The 19,597-nt window shown below is 50.2% G+C and carries 19 protein-coding genes; 18 read left to right on the top strand and 1 reads right to left on the bottom strand.

The features are described from left to right. Window positions 1-15 precede the first annotated feature (15 nt). From DXA87_RS05385 to DXA87_RS05300, 18 genes are all read left to right on the top strand, one after another. On the top strand, window positions 16-480 hold the full coding sequence (locus DXA87_RS05385) for a tripartite tricarboxylate transporter TctB family protein (protein WP_021904345.1): 465 nt from the start codon (window positions 16-18) through the stop codon (window positions 478-480). Between the two features lie 16 nt (window positions 481-496). After that, window positions 497-1,969, top strand: coding sequence for a tripartite tricarboxylate transporter permease (locus DXA87_RS05380; protein WP_015554307.1), 1,473 nt, complete (start codon window positions 497-499; stop codon window positions 1,967-1,969). Window positions 1,970-2,158: 189 nt separating this feature from the next. Further along, on the top strand, window positions 2,159-2,431 hold the full coding sequence (locus DXA87_RS05375) for a YabP/YqfC family sporulation protein (protein WP_015554308.1): 273 nt from the start codon (window positions 2,159-2,161) through the stop codon (window positions 2,429-2,431). Continuing rightward, entirely contained in the window at window positions 2,424-3,749 is a 1,326-nt protein-coding gene (locus DXA87_RS05370) for a sporulation protein YqfD (RefSeq protein WP_117503489.1), read from the top strand. The genes DXA87_RS05375 and DXA87_RS05370 overlap by 8 nt, the downstream gene beginning before the upstream one ends. Beyond that, window positions 3,736-4,758 (top strand): PhoH family protein, encoded by a 1,023-nt coding sequence (locus DXA87_RS05365; protein ID WP_015554309.1) that lies wholly within the window; start codon window positions 3,736-3,738, stop codon window positions 4,756-4,758. The genes DXA87_RS05370 and DXA87_RS05365 overlap by 14 nt, the downstream gene beginning before the upstream one ends. Further along, window positions 4,755-5,252, top strand: a complete 498-nt coding sequence (gene ybeY, locus DXA87_RS05360; protein WP_021904350.1) for an rRNA maturation RNase YbeY — start codon at window positions 4,755-4,757, stop codon at window positions 5,250-5,252. Before DXA87_RS05365 ends, ybeY begins: the two co-directional genes overlap by 4 nt. Next, window positions 5,249-6,379 carry a DUF3048 domain-containing protein gene (locus DXA87_RS05355; protein WP_117503488.1) on the top strand — a complete coding sequence of 377 codons (1,131 nt, stop codon included), beginning with the start codon at window positions 5,249-5,251 and terminating at the stop codon, window positions 6,377-6,379. Before ybeY ends, DXA87_RS05355 begins: the two co-directional genes overlap by 4 nt. Next, window positions 6,369-8,033: a polysaccharide biosynthesis protein gene (locus tag DXA87_RS05350; protein ID WP_199537905.1), complete on the top strand. Its 1,665-nt coding sequence runs from the start codon at window positions 6,369-6,371 to the stop codon at window positions 8,031-8,033. Before DXA87_RS05355 ends, DXA87_RS05350 begins: the two co-directional genes overlap by 11 nt. 122 nt (window positions 8,034-8,155) lie before the next feature. Continuing rightward, window positions 8,156-8,566: a hypothetical protein gene (locus DXA87_RS05345; protein ID WP_015554313.1), complete on the top strand. Its 411-nt coding sequence runs from the start codon at window positions 8,156-8,158 to the stop codon at window positions 8,564-8,566. 252 nt (window positions 8,567-8,818) lie between these two features. After that, window positions 8,819-10,255 (top strand): NAD(P)/FAD-dependent oxidoreductase, encoded by a 1,437-nt coding sequence (locus tag DXA87_RS05340; RefSeq protein WP_117503486.1) that lies wholly within the window; start codon window positions 8,819-8,821, stop codon window positions 10,253-10,255. After that, the gene (locus tag DXA87_RS05335; protein WP_117503485.1) at window positions 10,167-11,774 is read left to right on the top strand and encodes an FAD-dependent oxidoreductase; all 1,608 of its coding nucleotides are present in this window, start codon (window positions 10,167-10,169) and stop codon (window positions 11,772-11,774) included. Before DXA87_RS05340 ends, DXA87_RS05335 begins: the two co-directional genes overlap by 89 nt. 66 nt (window positions 11,775-11,840) lie before the next feature. Further along, entirely contained in the window at window positions 11,841-12,686 is an 846-nt protein-coding gene (gene proB / locus DXA87_RS05330) for a glutamate 5-kinase (protein ID WP_015554316.1), read from the top strand. Between the two features lie 42 nt (window positions 12,687-12,728). After that, window positions 12,729-12,956 carry a DUF896 domain-containing protein gene (locus DXA87_RS05325; RefSeq protein ID WP_015554317.1) on the top strand — a complete coding sequence of 76 codons (228 nt, stop codon included), beginning with the start codon at window positions 12,729-12,731 and terminating at the stop codon, window positions 12,954-12,956. Next, a complete protein-coding gene (locus DXA87_RS05320; protein ID WP_117483168.1) occupies window positions 12,934-13,569 on the top strand; it encodes a 5-formyltetrahydrofolate cyclo-ligase in 636 nt (211 codons plus the stop codon). Before DXA87_RS05325 ends, DXA87_RS05320 begins: the two co-directional genes overlap by 23 nt. An 85-nt stretch (window positions 13,570-13,654) precedes the next feature. Next, on the top strand, window positions 13,655-14,896 hold the full coding sequence (locus tag DXA87_RS05315; protein WP_117503484.1) for a glutamate-5-semialdehyde dehydrogenase: 1,242 nt from the start codon (window positions 13,655-13,657) through the stop codon (window positions 14,894-14,896). A gap of 334 nt (window positions 14,897-15,230) precedes the next feature. Continuing rightward, entirely contained in the window at window positions 15,231-15,389 is a 159-nt protein-coding gene (locus DXA87_RS05310) for a hypothetical protein (protein ID WP_199537904.1), read from the top strand. A 64-nt stretch (window positions 15,390-15,453) separates the two neighbouring features. After that, window positions 15,454-16,584, top strand: coding sequence for a hypothetical protein (locus DXA87_RS05305; protein ID WP_117503483.1), 1,131 nt, complete (start codon window positions 15,454-15,456; stop codon window positions 16,582-16,584). Window positions 16,585-16,725: 141 nt separating this feature from the next. Next, window positions 16,726-17,466 carry a hypothetical protein gene (locus DXA87_RS05300; protein ID WP_117503482.1) on the top strand — a complete coding sequence of 247 codons (741 nt, stop codon included), beginning with the start codon at window positions 16,726-16,728 and terminating at the stop codon, window positions 17,464-17,466. Between the two features lie 30 nt (window positions 17,467-17,496). On the opposite strand, the gene DXA87_RS05295 is transcribed toward DXA87_RS05300, so the two are convergent. Beyond that, window positions 17,497-19,503 carry a recombinase family protein gene (locus tag DXA87_RS05295; RefSeq protein WP_117503481.1) on the bottom strand — a complete coding sequence of 669 codons (2,007 nt, stop codon included), beginning with the start codon at window positions 19,501-19,503 and terminating at the stop codon, window positions 17,497-17,499. Window positions 19,504-19,597 lie beyond the last annotated feature (94 nt).

The following is a 19,597-nucleotide window of genomic DNA, read 5'->3' as shown; positions in this document are numbered from 1 at the left end:
GAATGGAGTTTCAATATGAGAAAAGGAAATATTATCGCAGGTCTGATCTGCGCAGCTTTAGCTGTTTATGTGATCGTTACCTGTCTTGGCTATCCGAGAGCAGAAGCTTACGGTACAGGCGTTCCGGGTCCGGGACTCTGGCCGGGCATCATCGCAGCACTTCTTCTGATCTGTTCCGTAGGCCTTATCGTCGTTACCCTGATGATGAAAAAAGACCAGTTCCCGGAGCTTCCGATGTGGACACCGGGTACAAAACGTGTATACATTTCCATGGCGATCCTGCTTGTATACATGCTGGTATTATCTACACTTGGATTTATCATCCCGTCAGTGATCATGCTGTTCGCGTTCTGCCAGTGGTTCCATAAAGGCGCTTTCTGGAAAAACGCACTGATCTCCGTGATCGTAGTCCTGGCAATTTACTTTGTTTTCAAGAACTTCCTGAATGTGCCGATCGACTTCGGTATGTTCAGCATTTAAAGAAAGGGGTAGCAGAATGAGTTTCTTTTTAGAAGTATTTCAGAGCGCGTTCAGCCCCATGGTACTGTTCTACATGATCGCAGGCGTAGCAGCCGGAATCTGTATCGGAGCACTGCCGGGACTTACCGCAACTATGGGTGTAGCCCTTCTTCTGCCGCTTACATTCGGTATGGATGCCACAGCAGGTATCCTCATGTTACTTGGAATTTACGTGGGAGCAATCTATGGCGGATCTATTTCCGCGATCCTTTTACATACACCGGGTACACCGGCCTCTGCTGCAACCGCTATTGATGGATATCAGTTCTCCAAGCGCGGTGAGGCAGGACGTGCACTCGGTATCGCAACACTTTCCAGTTATGTGGGCGGTGTTGTCAGCGTTCTCTGCTTATGGCTCATCAGCCCGCAGCTTGCGAAGCTTGCATTAAAGTTCAGCTCTGCTGAGTTCTTCTTACTCGCGGTATTCGGACTCTGTATCATTGCCAACATCTCCGGCGAGAATATGGCAAAGGGCTTGATCTGCGGATTCTTAGGAATCTTAACAGCTACTGTCGGTATCGACAGCGTAACAAGCTACATCCGTTTCACAGACAACGCAAACCTTCTCTCCGGTATCCAGTACATTCCGGTCATGATCGGCCTCTTCGCGATGAGCCAGGCTTTCGAGACCATTGAGGATATCTACAGCACGGATGAGATCGATGCGAGCGTAACAAGACTTCTTCCGACAAAGGAGGATGTGAAGACGATCCTTCGTGTTGCTCCGGTTACGGGCCTCATCGGAACCATGATCGGTATCATCCCTGGTGCCGGTGCCGATATCGGATCCTTCGTTGGATACAACACTGCCCGCGGCATGTCCAAACATCCGGAACAGTTCGGTAAAGGAAGCCCGGAGGCAGTAGCTGCTTCTGAGGGTGGTAACAACGGTGTAACCGGTGGTGCCATGATCCCGATGCTGACACTCGGTGTTCCGGGTGATGCCGTAGCAGCCATCATGATCGGTGCGTTGACGATCCAGGGTCTTACCCCGGGACCGATGCTCTTTAAGACAAACAAGGTCCTCGTTTATACGATCTTCCTTGGAATGTTTGTGGCAAACACCATCATGGTGCTCCTCGGATTCTCCTGCATCCGCCTTTTCACAAAGGTATTGAGCGTTCCGAAGACGATCCTTACACCGGTCATTTTCATCCTCTGCGTCGTAGGAAGCTACGCGATGAGAAGTAACTTCTACGATGTGGGAACGATGTTGATTGCAGGCGTGATCGGCTGGCTCATGGGTAAAGTAAAGATCCCGACAAGCCCGGCGATCCTCGGCCTGATCTTAGGGCCGATGGCTGAGAAGAATTTCCGTACCGCACTGTTAAAGTCCAGTGGTAACCCGGTCGTATTCTTCAACACCCCGATCTGCTGGTTCTTTCTTGCCCTGATCGCGTTCACACTGTTTGGTGCGATCCGCGGACAGTTAAAGAAGAAAACAAATTAAAAATTGTGAATTTTTAAGCCGCGTCTGCTCTCCGGTTTTGTGCCGGGGAGAGGGGCGGCTTTTGTAATAGAAAATTTTGAGGAATTTCCTGTATATGGCGAAAGGATGCCGGTTGACAGAAGGCAGGAAAGAATAATGGAAAGACATGGCGCATAAGATTTTGCAAGGCATAATTCGGCGGAGTAAGACATGAGAGGGCAGAAAAACGATGATGTTACCCGGACGGACTCCGCCGGGGTGTTTGCGGACGCATTGGGCGGGGAGACGCTTTTGACGCTCATCGGGACACGGGCGGTACATATTGAAAATTACAGGAGCATTCTTGTATACACGGATACGGAGATCAGAATCCAATGCAGGCACTATATTCTTTCTGTCTCCGGGAAAAAGTTAAAGATCTGCTATTACGATAAAGATGAGATGAAAATATCCGGCCGCCTGGAGGTGATCCGGTTTGAATAGATTTGAAAAATTGTGGGAGGGAAGCGTGAAAGTCCGGATCGATGGGAGAGGGATGGAGCGCTTTTTTAATATCGCGGCGCAGAGAGGGATCGTGATCGAAAAAATCGAGACAAAAGAGATCCCTGCTGCGGAATATGACGGCAATCGGCATGATCGATATGATAACCATGTTGAAAAGAAAGAATTGGAAAAAGAGGACAAGAAACAGGGGAAAACTGTCTGCTTCGAGATATCACCGAGAAACTTTAAACGTCTGAAGCCGATCGCCCGGAAAACAGATGTCCGTCTGCGGATCACGGAAAAGCACGGTTTTCCATTCTGGCTGATCCTGGGCCGCCGCAGAAGTCTCTGGGCCGGAGGTCTGGCAGCCTTTTTTCTGCTGATCTATCTTTCATCTTTTTATGTGTGGGACATTTCCTTTGATGGAAATCATCGTTTTACGGATGAGATGCTGCTGCATTTCATGGACACGATTCCGGTGCAGTGTGGGATGAGAAAAAAAGAGATTTCCTGTGGGGATCTGGAAAAACAGATCCGGAACGCGTTCCCGGAGATCGGCTGGGCATCCGCAGAACTGACCGGCACAAGGCTTACAGTCCATGTGCGGGAAAATGACGGGATCCTGAAGGCGGAGACCGGATCAGATGCGCCCTGTGAGCTCACAGCAGGATCAGATGGCACCGTGACAAAGATCATCGTCCGGAACGGGATTGTCAGGGTGAAAGCCGGGGACGAGGTGAAAACCGGGGATATCCTGGTCTCGGGGAAGCTTCCGATCTACGATGATTCCGAGACACTTGTGAAGACAAACTTAGTCCATGCGGATGCGGAAGTCTACGCAGAAACAACGAGAACGGTTACATGGAAGATCCCGGTTGTGGAGGAGATCCGTGCGGGAACAGGAAAGAAACGCATGGGCGTGTTCTTTAAATTTCTGGATACGGAATTCTGTTTCCTGATGCCGGACCTAAAAAAAGAAAGCAGCTGGGAACTTTTCATGGAAGAATCCCAGCTCAGATTTTCGAAAAATTTTTACCTTCCGGTCTACGGCGGGATCCTCGCTGCCAGGGAATATATTCCCTACGAAAAAGTACTCACAAAATCAGAAGTTTCGGATTCTGCTGACCGGTATTTGAACGAATATATGCAAAATCTCACCGAAAAAGGTATACAAATCCTTGGTAGTGATGTTAAAATAGAGAGAAGTGAATCACACTGGAAGATTCATGGAACACTGACGGTGGTGGAGGACATCGCGAAAGAATCCCCCATGCCGGAAGATCAGGAGGAGATTCAGACAGTAGATGAGCATCATTGAGACAATCATAGACATTCCGGCAGAACATGAGCGGAAGGTCTGCGGACAGTTTGACAGTTATCTGAAAAAAATCGAGCGGACGCTTCACGTATCCATGGTGGCGCGGGACGGGGAGATCAAGGTCATCGGACCAGATCATGCGGTAAAACGCGCGAAGAGCGTATTTTCAACGCTTCTGGAACTCTCGAAGCGGGGCGAAGAGATCGGGGAGCAGAATGTGGATTACGCCCTGGCTCTTTCCTTTGAGGATAAGGACACGGAAATGCTTTCCCTGGACCGCGATATCATCTGTCACACCATAAATGGAAAACCGGTAAAACCGAAGACTCTTGGACAGAAGCAGTATATCGATCTGATCCGGAAAAAGATGATCGTGTTCGGCGTGGGACCTGCGGGAACCGGAAAAACGTATCTTGGCATGTCCATGGCAATCCAGGCCTTTAAGAATGGAGAGGTGGGCAGGATCATCCTGACACGTCCGGCCATCGAGGCGGGAGAGAAATTAGGCTTCCTTCCGGGCGACCTTCAGAGCAAGATCGATCCGTACCTGCGCCCACTTTACGACGCCCTCTACCAGATCATGGGCGCGGACAGCTATCTTCACAATTCAGAGAAAGGCCTGATCGAGGTGGCGCCTCTCGCCTACATGCGCGGACGTACCTTAGATAACGCCTTTATTATCCTGGATGAGGCCCAGAATACGACCCAGGCACAGATGAAAATGTTCCTTACAAGGATCGGTTTCGGTTCCAAGGTCATCATCACCGGCGACCAGTCCCAGAAGGATCTGCCTGCAGGCCAGGTATCCGGCCTCGACGTGGCGCTTAAGGTACTGAAGAATATCAACGATATCGGAATCTGCCGGTTCTCCAACGAGGACGTGGTAAGACATCCGCTTGTCCAGAAGATCGTAAAGGCATATGATGAATATGAAGGCCGTGAGAAACCGGAGAGAAGATCTTACACGGAACATGGAAAAAGCGGCCGGGAAGGACGGGAACAGAGATGACAGTGACAGTGGAGTACGAAGCGGAGGAAAAACTGGATCTTCCGTACGAAGAGATCATTAAAAACGTGATCGAGGAATCCCTGGATTATGTAGAATGCCCGTATGACGCGGAGGTGAATGTCCTCCTTACGGATAATGCCGGGATCCACCAGATCAACCTTGATATGCGCGGGATTGACAACCCGACAGACGTTTTGTCGTTCCCGATGTGTGATTTTGAGACACCGGGCGACTTTTCCCATCTGGAAGAGACGCCGGAGGAATACTTCGACCCGGATACAGGGGAATTACTTATGGGGGATATCGTAATTTCCGTGGATAAGGTGAAAGAGCAGGCAGAGAAGTACGGCCACTCCCAGACGAGAGAGCTGGCATTCTTAGTAGCGCACAGCATGCTTCATTTATCCGGCTACGACCATATGGAGGATGAGGAGCGGATCCAGATGGAGGACATGCAGAGAGAAATTCTGGAACGGAGGGGTTACAGGAGATGAGAAAACGGGGCAGAGCATTTATTATTGGTATTGGAATCATGATGGCAGCGGCAGCTCTTTCCGGGTGCGGAAAGAAGGCTGAGGAAGCAGCTGTGACAACGGAGGCGCCCACAGAGACGCCGGAAGAGACGAAGACCATCGTTCTTGAGACAGAACCGACGACGGAGGCGGAGACGGAGCCGGAAGGCCCGGAGGAGCGCAAAGAGGTCGACGGAAAGATCCAGAGTTACCTGACCGGTGAGATGGTGGACGTGGCGAAGGCCAACAGACGGCCTGTCGCGGTCATGATGAGCAATGATAAGGCATCCCTGCCTCAGTACGGCATCAACCGGGCAGATGTGGTCTACGAGGCGCCGGTGGAGGGCGATATGAACCGCTACATGGCGATCTTCGAGGACTATGATGATATCGAGCGGATCGGTTCCGTCAGAAGCTGCCGTACCTACTATACATATTTCGCGAGAGAGTACGATGCGATCTATGCCCACTACGGACAGAGCACCTTCGCAGTTCCGTATCTGAAAAATGTGGACAACATCAACGGTGTCGATGGCACAGGCGGAAATGCGTTCTACCGCACAAAGGACAAGAAGGCACCGCATAACGCCTATACAAGTGGCGCGAAATTAAATAAGACCATCGGCCAGCTGGGCTACCGCACTTCCTACAGCGATACCTACACGGGACATTTCCAGTTCTCGAAGAATGCGTATGTCCCGGCGGAATCCGACGCGAAGGACGCGTACAAGTTCTACCCGTCCTACACGATGAATAATCCGTGGTTCGAGTACAATGAGAGTGACGGAAAGTATCACCGTTTCCAGTACGGCGGAAAGCACAACGGCGACGGCGGGCAGATTGCGGTCAATAATGTCATTTTCCAGTATGTGGAGTGGGGACATTACGCCAGCACTGATTACCTCAATATCAATGTCCATAAGGGCGGAGCGGGTTATGTATTTACAGGCGGAAAGTGCGTTCCTGTATCCTGGAAGAAGGATGGGGACTTCGGACCGACCCGCTACTATGACTCTGCAGGAAAGGAAGTTATGCTTAACAAAGGAAAGACCTGGATCTGTATTGTAGGCGCAGACAGGTACAGTAAAGCTGAAATTTATGGAAAGTAACAGACGAAAAAAGAAAAAGGAATCCAATTTCGTTGTCCAGGGAAGTATCCTTGCAGTGGCATCCATCGTCGTGAGGATTATCGGAATCGCTTACCGTGTTCCGATGATCAACATCATCGGTGATGAAGGAATGGGATATTACGGAACAGCATTTAATGTATACAATATTGCACTGCTTCTCTCATCCTACAGCCTGCCCCTCGCTGTGTCGAAAATGGTTTCCGCGAGACTTGCGGGAAAGCAGTACCGGAACGCAGCGAGAATCTTACGCGCGGCGCTCTGTTATGCCACCATCGTGGGTGCCTTTGCGGCTGCGGTGATCTGGTTCGGTGCTGATTTCTTCGCGAAAGACGTATTTTTTATGCCCTATGCGGCATTCGCGCTAAGGACATTAGCCCCGACGGTATGGATCATGGCCTATCTCGGCGTGTTCCGCGGATATTTCCAGGGACAGGGCACCATGGTGCCCACCGCCTTTTCCCAGGTCTTTGAGCAGATCGTAAACGCCATCGTCAGCGTTGCGGCGGGAAGCTTCCTCTTTAACGAGGCGTTAAAGACAGAAGTGTTAAAGAATCAGACGGGAGACGGATATTCCAACGCCTGGGGCGCTGCCGGCGGCACCATCGGTACAGGTGCGGGCGCGTTTACCGCATTGATCTTCCTGCTGTTTTTATTTGCAGCCTGCGCAAAGATGAGAAAGCGCCAGATCAGGAGAGACCAGACGGAGATCCTGGAGAGCTACAGGGACATCACAAGAATCCTGTTCTTCACGGTAGTTCCGGTCATCTTGAGCTCCGCGATCTACAACTTAAACAGCGTGCTGGACAACGGAATCCTTGCGTACAATTTTAAGACTCTCGGACAGGGGGATGAGTTTGCCTCCATCTGGGGTGTGTATACAGGAAAATACCATCTGCTGATCAACGTGCCGATGGCGATCTCAAATGCCCTTTCTTCCTCTCTGATCCCGTCCGTATCAAGGGCGGTGGCTATGGGAGATAAGAAACTTGTGAGAGGGCGCGTGGCATCCGCGATCCGGTTCTCCTGTATCGTTGCGATCCCGTCTACGGTGGGACTCACGGTGCTTGCGGGACCGGTAAACAACCTTTTGTTCTCCGGGGATAATTCCCTGGCGATCCGGATGACGATTTACGGTTCCCTTGCGGTGGTATTCTACTCCGTGTCCACGGTCACAAACGCGATCCTTCAGGGCATCGATAAAATGCGCCTTCCGATCTTCCACGCGGTGATCTCCCTGGTGCTTCACCTGATCGCCCTGGAGATCATGGCTCTCGGATTCCACATGGGAATCTACAGCATGGTATTCTCGAATATCCTGTTCGCGCTCTTCATGGTCTTGATGAACGCGAGATCAATCCGGAAGCTTCTCGGCTACCGGCAGGAGATGAAGAAAACGGTGATCATTCCGGTGATCGCCTCCGCGGTGATGGGAATCTTCACCTTCGGTTCCTACCAGCTCGCGCATCTCGCGGTGAAGAGCAACGCGATTTCTACGTTGTTTGCGATGATGATCGCAGTAGTTGTTTATGGCGTGCTGCTTATTAAGCTTGGGGCATTGTCCGCGGCAGAGTTAAAGACGATGCCGGGCGGAACGAAGCTCCTGAGAGTGTTCAGAAAACTGCATCTGATGTAGAGGCGGAAAGTACAGAAATAAACCGGGACAGCTGACTGTCAGTGCATGGACAAAAATTTGGTTTTTATGTGTTTAAAAATAGAAAAGAAAGCAGATAATACTTTCAAAGGAGGAATATTCCTATGAAAAAGTATGTATCCTGCTTTCTTTTCTTTTTCTTACTGACATCCGCGAGCTTGATCACATTGTTTCTCATGACGGTCGGGGAGGAAGCCCAGAGGGCGGAAGAGGTACAGATGCAGGAATCTGTGGAGGAACCGGTATTTGCGAAGGAGACAAAAGAGGAGATCCATGTGGTCTTGAATATGGAGCAGGTTGAAAATCAGACCGTGGCGGAGGATGAGGAACGGTATTTCCTTGTGGCGGAGGAAGGTTATCTCATCGTTTATGATAAAGGACAGGAGACCACAGACCTCTTCACCCATATGCCCCTGGCGGAATTCCCGGCGGAGGAGCAGGAGCGGCTGATGACGGGGATCTGGTTTCCGACAATGGCTGAAATTTTCAGTTATCTGGAGTCTTACAGCAGTTAAAATTTCGCCCGGAAAGTCAATTTGAGGTACTTTTTGCCTGAAATGGGTAAGATGCGGAACAGTTACTACTTGAAATTTTTGCGTCAGGTCGATATACTAGTATAAAAATTGTGTAATTGCCTGGCAGGTCTGCGCATTTGCTGCGCTGACTGTGAGAAAACTTGGCGAAATTGTTTGATACTGGGGCAGTAGTCTTAAAGTCTGGAAATCGGTCTCAGATCACAGGAAAAACCGGAGACAGGGAGAAAAAGAATGGCGGAGAACTTTAGAGGACGGAAAGGAATCATTATCGGCGGCGGCGCATCGGGACTTATGGCTGCGATCACGGCGGCAGAGCAGGGCGCGGCTGTTACAGTAATCGAGCACACGGCCCGTCCGGGAAAGAAGATCCTGTCCACAGGAAACGGAAAATGCAATCTGACGAACCTCTATATGGATCCGTCCTTCTACCGGAGCGATGAAAAGGGCTTTTGGGGGACTGCGATCCGAAATTTCCCGCCGAAGGCAGCAGTCGCGTTCTTTCGGAATCTCGGAGTCCTGACCATGGACCGCGGCGGATATGTCTACCCTATGTCCGGTCAGGCGCAGACGGTTCTGGATGCACTTTTAAGGGGTGCGAAAAGAGCCGGCGTTAAGATCGTCACCGGGTGCGAAGTGGAAAAGGCGGGAAGAAAAAAAGAACACTTTGAGGTCACAACGAATCTGGGAACCTTCACAGGGGATTTCCTGATCCTCGCCTGTGGATCGAAGGCAGCAAAGGCTACCGGATCCGACGGCAGCGGCTATGAGCTGGCGAAGCAGTTCGGACACCGGATCATAAAGCCTCTCCCGGCGCTCGTACAGCTCCGCTGTGAGGGAGATCTTCTCCCAAAAGCGTCCGGTGTCCGGGTGGATGCCCTTGTGAGCATCCAGACGGCGGATGGAAAGACGGCAGCAAAGGACCGCGGGGAACTGCAGATTACAGACTACGGAATCTCCGGCATTCCGGTATTTCAGGTGAGCCGGTACGCCGCAAAACTGCTGGACCAGAAAAAGAAAGTTCTGGCATCTTTAAACTTTCTGCCGGATCTTGATGAGACGAAGGTCCGGTATCTCTTGAGAGAACAGCGGGAAGTCCTTTCCGGGGAAACGGCGGAGGACTTTTTAAGCGGTATTTTTAATAAGAAATTAGCGTCGGTGCTTTTGAAGGCGGCGAAGATCCAGACGGACAAAAAAGCGGGTCTTCTGACATCGGAGGAGCTGGAACGTCTGGGTGCCACGATCCGGGAATTTAAGATCCCAGTGAAGGAGACAAATCCCTTTGAACAGGCCCAGATCTGCACCGGTGGTGTCGACACGGCAGAGATAGAAGCGGAGACCATGCAGTCGAAACGTGTTCCCGGCCTTTATATAGTCGGGGAGCTTCTGGATGTAGATGGAATCTGCGGCGGATATAATTTACAGTGGGCATGGTCCTCCGGGTACGCAGCCGGATGCCATGTGGCAGCAGGAATCGTTCCCGGGTATTTAAAAAACAGCCGTGCAGCAGGAAAAACGATGACGTTTTCCGGTGCGGAGGGAAACAGGACCCAGGGAAAACAGGAAAGGAAAAAACATACATATGATCCGGATCAATCAGCTCACACTTCCCGTGGACCACGGGGAAGAGGCCATAAAGAAAAAGGCGGCAAAGCTTCTAAAAGTCGATGAATCGGCGATCGGGGAGATCAGGATCGTCCATAGATCCATCGACGCGAGAAAGAAGCCGCAGCTGTTATTCAGCTATATTGTAGATGTGATGCTCGCGAACAGTAAAAGAGAAGGTACTGTCATCAAAAAGGCGGCGAACCAGAACATCCGGGCCGAAGGCTTCCGTCCATATGCGTACCCGGAGCACGGAACTGCGGAAATGAAAAAGCGCCCGGTGATCATCGGCGCCGGTCCTGCCGGAATGTTCGCGGCCCTGGCACTCTCCGAGAACGGCTGCGCTCCGATCCTTTTGGAGCAGGGAGATGCCGTGGAGGAGAGGACGAAAAGAGTAGAAGATTTCTGGAAGAACGGGGATGAGGCCCTGGATATCCGATCCAACGTCCAGTTCGGAGAGGGCGGAGCCGGAACATTCTCCGACGGAAAGTTAAATACACTGGTAAAGGATCCCTCGGGAAGAAACGGGAAAGTTCTCTCCACGTTTGTGGAGATGGGAGCCGATCCTTCGATCCTTTACGACCATGCCCCACATATCGGAACAGATGTGCTGCGGGGTGTGGTTAAAAATATAAGAAACCGGATCATCGCCGGCGGCGGAGAGGTGCATTTCCGGACGGAAGTCACGAAAATTCTGGAAGAGAATGGAAGAGTCACCGGCGTGATGACTGCAGATGGCGCTGTGATTGAGACAGATCATGTGATCCTGTCCGTAGGACACAGTGCGAGAGACCTGTTCGCGGAGCTTGATCGGATGAAGGTCTTTATGGAACCGAAGCCGTTCGCGGTGGGACTCCGGATCCAGCACCCCCAGGCGCAGATCAATAAGAACCAGTATGGAATGGAGGACGCCGGAAAGCTCGGAGCGGCGCCCTATAAAGTGACGGCAAAGACCACCAGTGGCCGCGGTGTGTATTCATTCTGCATGTGCCCGGGCGGAATGGTGGTGAACGCGTCCTCAGAAAAGGGACATCTCGCTGTCAATGGAATGAGTAATTTTAAGAGAGACAGCGGTATCGCGAACAGTGCCCTGATCGTGGCCATCACCCCGGCGGATTTCCCGGAAGCAGGACCTTTGGGCGGCATCGCGTTCCAGAGAAGCCTGGAAGAGCGTGCGTTCGCCCTCGGCGGAGGAAAGATCCCGATCCAGCTCTACGGCGATTTCGCCGCGAACCGACCGACGGTGGCCCTGGGAGACGTAGATCCTGTATTTTGCGGAGGTTTCTCCTTCGCAAACTTGCGGGAGCTGATGCCAGAGGCCTTAAACGGAGCGTTTCTGGAAGGAATGGAACAGTTTGGAAGACGGATCAAAGGGTTTGACCGTGCCGACGCTGTCCTTGCGGGAATTGAGAGCCGTACGTCATCACCGCTCAGGATCTGCCGCGATGAGAGCCTTCAGAGCAGTTTGAAAGGGCTTTATCCATGCGGCGAGGGAGCCGGGTACGCCGGGGGGATCACATCGGCGGCCATGGACGGCCTGAAGGTTGCGGAAGAGATCATAAAGCGATATGCGGCGGCTGAGTAGCCAAACGTAAACAGTCAGCAGTGCGTTAAATAGCACTGAGGATTCCGCTGAAAGGAGACTTTTCATATGACAGAGAGAGAATTATTAAAAGATAAAAAGAGAATCGTGATCAAGATCGGATCTTCTTCACTGACACACGCGGAGACAGGCGATCTGAATCTTGCAAAGATCGAGAAGCTTGTCCGCATCATCAGTGACATGAGAGGCATGGGAAAAGAAGTGATCCTTGTTTCCTCCGGTGCCATCGCCACAGGACGCCAGACTCTCGGCGGAAAGAAACCGGAGACGGTTGCCGAGAAACAGGCATACGCAGCTGTGGGCCAGGCACGTCTCATGATGGTGTACCAGAAGCTTTTCTCCGAGTACAACCAGACTGCGGCACAGATCCTGATCACAAAGGCGACGATCCTGGATGATACCTCCCGCACGAACGCGAAGAACACGTTCAATGAACTTTTAAAGCTCGGAACGGTGCCGATCGTAAATGAGAACGATACCGTATCTACATATGAAATTAAATTCGGTGATAACGACAGACTGTCTGCCATCGTTGCAGCCCTCGTGGAAGGCGACCTGCTATTCCTTCTCTCCGATATCGACGGCCTCTACACCGACGATCCGAAGAAAAACCCGGACGCGAAGTTCATCAGCCAGGTGGATGATCTTACCGATGAATTTATGGCTATGGGTAAGGGAACCACAGGAAGTGACGTGGGAACCGGTGGAATGGCGACGAAGCTCCATGCGGCAAAGATCGCGACGGAGAGCGGAGCCGACATGGTGATCGCCAACGCGGACGATCTGGAAGTTATGTGGCGGATCTTAAAGGGCGAGGAGATCGGAACGCTCTTTAAAGCGAATAAGAGCAGTGAATTTGCGCTGTTGGATTATATCCAGAGCATTCACGCGTAATATGGGCTCTGAAAAGAAACTGAGAGGACAAGAGAAACAAATATGAAACAGGAACAGATCGACAGAATCAATGAGCTTTACCATAAATCCCAGGCCGTAGGACTTACGGACGCGGAAAAAGAGGAACAGGCAGCTTTGAGAAAACAGTATGTTGCCGATATCAAGGCGAGCCTCAGAGGCCATTTAAACAATATCTCCATCGTTGAGAAGGATGGCTCCGTGACAGATCTTGGAAAGAAATACGGAAATGTTGGAAAAACAGAAAGCTGATCTTAGAAAAGAAATACGAGGCCAGTTAAGGTTACTGCCGGAGGAAGAAAAAGAGATTCTGGATCGCCAGATCGCGGAGCGGGTCCTGACTCTTCCCGCGGTCACTGATGCCGGGGCAGTTTACGGATATGCGTCTTTAAACTGGGAGACTGGGACTGCGGAGATCTTAAAAGAGCTTTGGAAGAAAAAATGCATTGTCTGCCTTCCAAGAGTCATGGGTGAGACAATGGAGTTTTTCGTGACTGACTCAGAGGATGATCTCACTGAGGGCGCGTTTCACATTATGGAGCCTAAGAACGGATGCCGGAGCGCAGAGGAGTACCATTCGGAAATAGCTTCGGAAAAGATGGACCAGGAATTTCATCAGAAATCCAGGTATATTTTTCCGACAGCACCGATCCTGGTGCCGGGCATGGGATTTACGGAAAACGGCGTCCGCCTTGGAAAAGGCGGCGGATATTATGACCGGTATCTGGAGACGCATCCCGGTCATAAGACCATTGCCCTGGCATACGAGTTCCAGATCCTTCATGAGCTCCCGGCGGAGCCGTATGACAAGAGCGTGGATATGATCGTGACAGAAAAACGGGTGATCCGGTGCAGCATTAAGTAACAACATACAGACTGACATTTTTTGGACAGAAAATACCGTATGATACATTGCATGATCAGGCTCATAAATCAGGGAGGAAACAGCCATGTTAATAGAAATCGGACAGAAAGCAAAAGAAACTTCCTATATCCTCGGAAAAATGGGGACAGACTTAAAGAACGCGGGACTTCTGGCTGCGGCCCAGGAGATCTTGGATGAAGAGGATGAGATCTTAAAAGCCAACGCGGCGGATGTCGCAAAAGCGAAAGAAAGAGGAATGGCTCTGGGACTTGTGGACCGCCTGGAGCTGAACCACAAGCGGATCGAGGGAATCGTGGAGGGCATGCGCCAGGTCGTAGGTCTCGAGGATCCGGTGGGAGAGGTGATCTCCATGAAGAGGCGCCCGAACGGACTCCTGATCGGCCAGAAACGGGTGCCCTTCGGTGTTATCGGAATCATCTACGAGGCAAGGCCGAATGTGACAGCGGATGCCTTTGCCCTCTGCTTTAAGACAGGAAATGCTGTGATCCTTCGCGGCGGCAGCGACGCGCTGGAATCCAACAAAGCCATCGTCACAGCGATCAGGAATGGTTTAAAGAAGGAAGGAATCCCGGAGGATGCCATCTCCCTGATTGAGGACACAAGCCATGAGACCGCGAGAGAGTTCATGCGGATGAACGGATATCTCGATGTCCTGATCCCGAGAGGCGGGGCAGGTCTGATCCGTACCGTTGTGGAGAACAGCACGGTTCCGGTGATCGAGACGGGTACCGGAAACTGTCATATCTATGTGGACGAGAGCGCGGATTTCGATATGGCGTTAGATATCATCTTTAATGCGAAGACCCAGAGGATCGGTGTCTGCAACGCCTGCGAATCCACCTTGGTACATAGAAAGATCGCAAAGGAATTCCTGCCGCTGATGAAAAAGCGTCTCGATGAGAAAAACGTGGAGATACGCGCTGACGAGGGGGCCCGCTCCATCGTGCCGGAATTTACGGCGGCTACAGAGGAAGACTGGGGAAAAGAGTACCTGGATTATATTCTTTCCTGCAAGATCGTGGACTCCGTGGATGAGGCTATCGCCCATATCAACCGGTACAATACGGGACATTCCGAGGCCATCGTGACAAAGGACTACGAGAACGCCCAGAAATTCTTAAATGAGGTGGATGCGGCGGCAGTTTATGTCAATGCCTCCACGAGATTTACTGACGGATTTGAGTTCGGCTTCGGCGCTGAGATCGGTATCAGCACCCAGAAGCTCCATGCGAGAGGACCGATGGGACTTCTGGCGCTGACATCCACGAAGTATATTATTTACGGGGATGGACAGATCCGCAAATAGAAATACAGGCTGTAAAGCATTCCGGCGGATTTCCGCTGACGTTGGTCATGGGCGGAGAAGTAAAAAACAACGTAACTGTTCAGTAGGTCTGCGCACTTGCTGCGCTGACCGTAAGAAAACATAGGCTGGAAGGCAAAAATCCCATCAGCGAAGCTGATCTGGAATGGATTTTTGCACGTAACTATGAAGGTACTGAATAGCTACAAAACAACAAGGTTGCATTTTCGGGGAATCTTGGGTATAATCATTCGGGACAGTTCAGCCAGGGACGTTTATGCCAAAAAGAGAACGGCTGGACATAAAGGTTTATAAAAATAGTTGGAGAAATATCAGAATGACAGATAAAAATATTATCACAGGTGCCCCGACAGAGGAACCTGCGAGACAGCAGTACTTTATGGAACAGGTGAAGAAGCTCGTGGAGGCGGAGAGCGCGAAAAAAGGCCGTCCGCTCACCTGTTTTATCAACACCTTCGGGTGTCCGACTGTTTAAGAAAACAAGACGTTGCAATCTATTTGAAAATACAAGGCTTTTCCGAAGAAAGGAAAAGTGAAAAATGAAAGAATTATCCTTCAAAATTCAGGGCGAATTTGTGTGTCACCTGGCCCGATCCTGGTTCTGGGACGAAAACCGCGAATATGAGAAGTGCGAAGAACTTCTTCTTTCCTGTCTTATGACGGACGAAATATCCGAAGAAGAAAAGAAGAAAATTGTCGTTGAAATTCTGGAAGGCCGGAAGATCCTTGTCGGTGTGAATGAACTTGAACTTGTCGAGGATGGCGAACGGATCCGACCGCTTGCGGATAAATTCAAAGAGTACCAGAAAAAAGAAATGATCCGAAAAATCGAAGAAGACATTCAACGCCGGCCGCTGGCCTATCTGGATCCGTATTCTTGTGACAAAAATATAAATGAATACAAACCGGTTGACAATCTGGTTTTCGACGATGAACGGGACGTTCAGGAAGCCTTCGGCCGCCACTTGACGCCATATCAGGAAGTCAGATTGTGGGCCTATTCTTCCGAAAATTTATGGTATCATGCCAGCCGCCTTCTTCCTGGATTCTGGGACGAAAAGGAACGAAAGTATCTGGATAATGGCCTTTATTTAATTGAGCGGCCGAAACTTGTCTATGAACTAATTGGCGGCCCGGTAACAGATCAGAACGAAGAAAAGTTGTTCGCGCTGTTAAAAAATCACTTGAAATCGCTTGTAAATAATGGGTTCGCCACCGGCGAGAAGGCGAAAGAAATCATACACCGCAATATGAAGTATGACGCGGCCATGAAAGAAATTAACCAGGAGCGCCAGGAACAGACAGAAGAAAAACCGAATTCCGATCAGTTGAATAGAACCACATCCCCGGACGATTTCCTTTCCGAATATGGATTGATAGATCCTTCCGGCAATTATTACAGTTGTTCGTTCGCCGGACATCATACGAAAGCACATTATATTTTAAAGGCCAGGGAAAGAAAGTTTTATGATTTCGACGAAGCCCTGGACAAATTATATTCTGACGGATGGGCGATCATTCGGAACCCAGATCCGGGCGGAAGCGTATTCTTTGATTACAGAGCCGACAGACGACCAACGAAACGCCAGATCGACACCGCTTTCGACCACATGATAAGATTCAACGAACGCACACTTCCAGGAATTAAAGAATATCTTGAACACGAATGAACCGAAGCCGCCAGAAATGGCGGCTTTTCACTTTATAGTGTAAAAAGTAAAGAAAATGTATAATAAATACTTGACATATTACACTTTATAGTGTATTATATAGCCATAACAAAGGAACACACAAGGAAAGGAAATAAGCACATGGCTAGTATAGAATTTATTCAAAAAAGAGTTGACGGCGCAAAAACCAAAATCGAAAAACTGAATAAGAAGCTAGAAAGAATTGAAATTGCTAAGGCTTCCAACTATGAAGAAAACAACCCGTATTGTTATAGTGATTATGACCTTCGATACACGGTTCGCGATCTTGAAGAAGCGAAGGCAAACCTTCAAAAATACGAAAATCAGCTTGCAAAAGAACAAGAAAAGGCCGGAAGTAGAAATGTTAAAGCGATCAACGACTTCCTGGACAAATGGTTGCAAAACTGTATTGAATATTTCGATTCGGAATATCCAAAATACCAGGCCGCCCGGGAAGAATATTTTCGAAAAGATCGGGAGTATTGCCAGCGCTTTAACAACAGAAGCAATCAGACACCAGAAGAAAGAAAAGCAGACAGAAAAGAACACGACAAAATGAAAAGAGATTTCCGCGCGGCATGGGCGCACGTTACACAGTTCGATCACGGTTCCCTTCCGTGGCGCGAAACAATGGTGAAAGATCTTACCCAGGAAAGAATTCGAAAGTATGATGATATTATCGAACGGACAAACGAAATTGTCGGAAAGATAACCGACGCCAGTAAACTTCGAGTTTCTCCGAAAGGAAATCTTGATGGTATAGTTATCGGCGAAAAAGGCACAGCAAAAGTCCAGACAATCGGTGCTGGTGGATATAATATTCAGTGTTTCCATTTTCGGACGCTTATCAATCCGATGTAAAGAAAGAGCCGCCCGAAGGCGGCTTTCTTTCTAGTCTTTCCCATTCGGCCCATGCTCGCAAGCGATTAACTGTTCGCCGCAGATCGGACACCGTTCAATTCCGCATTTCCAATGGTGCCAGCGGCCGGCCTGGGCGGAACATTCAGGACACACAGCACCGGCGACGCCGTGGAACTTGTCGCCTGGATCTCCGACCTTGATCCGGCGGTATGGCTTGCCGGCAAAATCGAAGGTTCTTGTCCGACATCCGCACGTCGAACCAATATGGCCGCCGCACTTCTGACAGACCGGAAGATCCGCCGGGGTTGAATATGTGAATTCATGGACAAGACCGTTCACGAACCGGATCGACTGGACGCGGCCTTCCAGAATTTCGATCCGGTCGATTACCTGATCGACAAAATCTTTCAGAATTTCGTTGTCCAGGTCAAGGGCCATCTGGATATAATCGACGTGTTTCTTCGAAACGATCCTTTGAGCGACCAGGAACGCCGACGCCTTCCTGATGAATTCCAGGTCGGCCAGATCGTCCTTGTCGCCCGTCGCCTGGCTGGCTTCAATCTGTTTTTCATATCCGGCGATCTTATTCACAAGATCCCTTTTCTTCTTCGCGAATTCTTCTTTCGTCATGGAATCAGGATCGTAAAGATAAAGATCCGTCAACCGGTCGATCGCGGTCTTGCACTTGTCAAGTTCGCGTTTCAGAATGGAAAGCTGTTCGGCCGCCGTGTAATCGTCGTCGCCGTCTGAAATGTCAATGTCCGGCAGATACGCGCCTTTCCCGACTTCCTGGAAGGCCAGGGCGTCGAACGTCCGGCGAAGGCTTTCTTTGCTGACCTTCATATTTTCGAATTCTGGCCCTTTCAACAGTTCCTTTTCCAACTGTTCCAGGGTTTTAATGTTCTTAAAATTCTTCTGGATCCGCGCCAGGTTCGCCACATAATTAAAGATAAACGGGCCGATATAGCTTTCGTTTACTGTCTTTGAGTTGTCGCAATCCATCATTCGCGACCGCTGGGCGCAACGGTACATTGACGGCCGCCAGCCGTTCGCCCTGGCTCTATCCTTCGACGCGATCATATTCGCGCCGCACTTGCCGCACACCAGCCGACCGGAAAAGGTGTGAACGTACTTCCTGGCCCGAAGTTCGGACGTGTCGCGGCTGGTTCCGTTTTCGTCCATTATCGCGTTGCAACGGTCGAACTGTTCCTTTGTGATAATGGCCGGGTGATTATTTTCCCGGACAATCCATTCACTTTCCGGCTTCAATGGGCCGCGACCGGACTCACGCAAATTATACCGATACGTCCCGATATAGAACGGGCTTCGGATAATATCGCGGATCAGCTTCGAAGTCCACTGGCCGCCACGCTTCGACGCGATCTGATTGTGGTTCAGATACCGGGCGATCTTCGTCGTGGAACGAACCCGTTCGTATTCGTCGAAAATGAATTGAACGATCTTCGTTTCCTCTGGATCCGGTTCCGGGAATTTGATTTCCGGGTTCCAACGATAGCCGACCGGCATACGTGCGCCGTTCCACAAGCCCTGTTCCGCGCGATCCAGCATGATTCCGGTTACACGTTCGGAAGTCATGTTCCGTTCAAGTTCAGCGAAAATCAGAATAATTTTCAACATAGCTTCGCCGATGGCGGTCGAAGTGTCGAACTGTTCATTCATCGAAATAAAAGTGACCTTGTGGTCTTTCAATTCCTGATACATCGCCGCGAAGTCCAGAAGATTTCGGGATACGCGATCCACCTTCCAGACGATCAAATGGGAAAATTCCCCGTCCCTGACACGCGACATCATTTCTTGAAAATGCGGCCGATCGGTATTCTTAGCCGAATATCCGTCGTCTTCAAAAATCACAAAATCTTCAATCCCTAAAAATTTACAGTATTCCTTTAATTTTTTGCGCTGAAAAGGAAGACTGTCTTTATCAACCTGATACCTGGTCGAGACGCGGACATACAGAGCCGCTTTCTTTTTCGACCAGAATTTCAGGATCTTTTTCTTATTCCTGACATAAGCCATGAAAAGCCCCTTTCCCCAGGCGCCGAAAAAAGGGTATAAAAAAGAAAGCCGATTGATTTTCCTGGCCTTCTTTGCTATAATATAGGGTGCTTAT

The sequence above is a fragment of the Desulfotomaculum sp. OF05-3 genome (assembly GCF_003435535.1).
Lineage (GTDB): Bacteria > Bacillota > Clostridia > Lachnospirales > Lachnospiraceae > Pilosibacter > Pilosibacter fragilis.
Note: the sequence above shows the minus strand (reverse complement) of the source record. Positions and strands in the feature narration are given on the sequence as shown.